This is a genomic window from Lentisphaerota bacterium, assembly GCA_016873675.1.
Classification (GTDB): domain Bacteria; phylum Verrucomicrobiota; class Kiritimatiellia; order RFP12; family JAAYNR01; genus VGWG01.
Genome location: VGWG01000195.1, coordinates 1 through 2,773 on the forward strand (window position 1 = coordinate 1; position 2,773 = coordinate 2,773).

The 2,773-nt window shown below is 63.0% G+C and carries 3 protein-coding genes; 2 read left to right on the forward strand and 1 reads right to left on the reverse strand.

Features of this window, described 5'->3' with window-relative positions; all coding sequences use genetic code 11:
• Nucleotides 1-147: 147 nt before the first annotated feature.
• Nucleotides 148-1,104 carry an NAD-dependent epimerase/dehydratase family protein gene (locus FJ222_12580; protein MBM4165256.1) on the reverse strand — a complete coding sequence of 319 codons (957 nt, stop codon included), beginning with the start codon at nt 1,102-1,104 and terminating at the stop codon, nt 148-150.
• 174 nt (nt 1,105-1,278) lie between these two features.
• Between FJ222_12580 and ruvC the strand changes: the two genes are divergently transcribed.
• Nucleotides 1,279-1,797 carry a crossover junction endodeoxyribonuclease RuvC gene (gene ruvC / locus FJ222_12585; protein MBM4165257.1) on the forward strand — a complete coding sequence of 173 codons (519 nt, stop codon included), beginning with the start codon at nt 1,279-1,281 and terminating at the stop codon, nt 1,795-1,797.
• 72 nt (nt 1,798-1,869) lie between these two features.
• Nucleotides 1,870-2,773: alanine racemase (gene alr, locus FJ222_12590; protein ID MBM4165258.1), on the forward strand; the 904-nt coding region annotated here is incomplete at its 3' end.

The following is a 2,773-nucleotide window of genomic DNA, read 5'->3' on the forward strand; positions in this document are numbered from 1 at the left end:
AGATTGAAGCGCGGCTCACCGAATTGCGTCAGATGATGATGATCAGTTGATGCCCTTTGTTTTCAGGCAATTATTCGAAAAGACGGAGCAAGACTTTACATAACATATATTATGCGACGTTATTGGTAGCCCCCTCAAATGTTCCTCTTACAGCTTCTTCAATGTCAGTTTCATCGCCGCCCGCGCTGATACCGGCATCGTTTTCCAACCCAGCGCGGATTTGATCTTGAGGTTTGAAACCACGTAGGACTCCGTCAGCTTTCGCAGCCTCTCGCTGTTGAGCGGCAGCCGCAACACGTCGCCGACCCGCGCCGCCAGCCTGATCCAGCCGGCCGGCACCCTCCAGATTCTGGCCGACTGACCCAATGTTTCGGCCATCAAAGAGATCAGCTCGTTCGTCGAGAGGGTCTCGTCATCGGCCACCTGGTAGATCCCGGACGCTCCTATTCCGGCCAGCAGCCCTTCGACCACCGCGCAGACGTTCTCGATCGAGGCGAACGAGCGCCGGTTGTCAAACCCGCCCAGCGGCCATGGCGCCCCTTTTTGCACGAGCGTGTACAACAGATTGAGATTCCCCTTGTTTCCCGGACCGTGAATCATGCAGGGTCGCAGAATCACGCCGCACAGGGCCAGAGGGTGTGCGGCGGCGGCCTCCCGGACGATCCGTTCCGCCTCCAGCTTGCTCTTTCCGTAGGGTGTCTGCGGGGCGGGCGCCGAGTCTTCCGTGAGCACGCCGTCAACCGCATCGGCGCACGCCTTGACAGAACTGAACAGGATGAATCGGATGGGGCGAGGCGGTGCGGCGTCCACAATCCGTCGCACGATTTTTTCGGTCAGCCCCGCGTTGATGTCGAAATAGCTTTGGGGGTCGGCGGTGCGCCGGGTGTCATGCGCTTTTCCCGCCAGATGCACCACCGCATCCACCTCGTCCCAAGGCACCCGCTCCAGATCCTTCCACGTAAACAGCCGCGCATACGCGCCTCCCGACGCGGGAGCGGCCCCGGCCACATCCAGCGCCCAGACTCCCCTGCCCCGCTCTGCCAGCCAGGCCGACAGGTGGGTCCCCACAAACCCAAAAGCCCCTGTAATTAACACCTGTCCCATGAGGTCCTCTTTCCATAATCGGATGCTATCGCCGTGGCACCCGTCAGGAAAATCACGGCATTGGCGGGATAGTCGAAAGTGGAGAAATGTGGCGAGTATAGCGCATTCATTCAGCCATGTAAAACCGATTTGGCCTTGCACGCGGGGGGCGGGTTGATTATAGTGGGGCGCCGTATGAACACGCCGCCTGACTCTTTGCGGATTTTGGGGATTGACGCGTCACTGCGATCAACCGGTCTGGGCATTGTCGAGGCGGAGGGATCGCGCATGAGATCCGTCTGGCACGGGCGGGTGCGCAACCCTGCGGCGCGTCCGCTGTCGGCCTGCCTGGTCGCCCTGGAGGATGCGGTCTGCGAGCAGATCGTATCCTGCCATCCTCAGGCAGCCGCCATCGAGGGCGTGTTCTTTTCCAAGAACATCCACACGACGCTGATCCTGGGTCATGCCCGCGGCGTGCTGATCGGTCAGTGTGCCCGCCATGGAATCCCGGTCTATGAATACGAGCCGCGCCGCGTCAAGCAGGCGGTGGTCGGCTTCGGAGGCGCAGTGAAGGGACAGATGCAGCGGATGGTGATGACCCTGCTGAACCTTCCCGAACTCCCGCAGGAGGACGAAGCCGATGCCCTCGCGCTCGCCATCTGCCACCTCCACAACCGCACGCGGCTCAAGCTTAGCGGCATCGAACCCCTGTGAGACTCCCCCACCACCCCACCCCGTGTCCCAACCCTGTGTTTCTGATCATCCACGTTCCGTAATCGCCCAACGATGAACATACCCAGACCATCCTGTTCCACCCCGCGCCGTGTGTGGCTCGACATCAGCCTCGACACCTTGCGCACCAATTACCGCCATATCGCCCGGGCCGTCTCGCCCTGCGCCGTGATGGCCGTGCTGAAGGCGAATGCCTACGGCCTCGGCGTGCGTCCGATCGCCGGGGCGCTCGCGCAAGAAGGGGTGGCCGCGTTCGGCATTGCCGAACCCCATGAGGCCTTCGCCCTGCTCGACCTCGGCATTCCGATCCACATTCTCGGCAGCGTGCTGCCCGACGAAATCCCGGAACTGGTCGCCGCGGACGTCGTGCTACCCGTCACCGACCTCGACACCGCCCGCGCGATCAGCCGCGAAGCGATCCGGCAGGGCCGCGCCGCCACCGTCCACTTCAAGGTCGATACCGGCATGGGACGGCTCGGCATACTCATCGGCGAGGCGGCGGAGACGATCCAGGCCGCGTGCCGCCTCCCCGGCTTGACTGCCGATGGCATTTACACGCACTTTCCCGTGGCGTATCAGGCCGGCAGCGCGTTTACGCGCGAACAGATCCGCCGTTTCACCGAGTTGCTGGATACCCTCTCCGCCGCCGGCCTGTGTTTTCCCAAACGCCACGTCGCCAACAGCGACGCGATCAACAACGTCCCGGAGGCCTTTCGTCCGCCGTTCAATCTCGTCCGGACGGGGATCAACCTGCACGGATCGTTTGACACCGAGGGGATGCGCGTGCTCGACCTCGCGCCCGTGCTGACGCTGAAGACCCGGCTGACCGCCACGCGCACGCTTCCGGCAGGCTCCACCATCGGCTACGGGCTCAGCTACCGTCTGCCTCAGGCCACGCGCGTCGGCACTATCTCAGCAGGCTATGCCGACGGGTTGCCGCTCGCCCTTTCCAACCGGG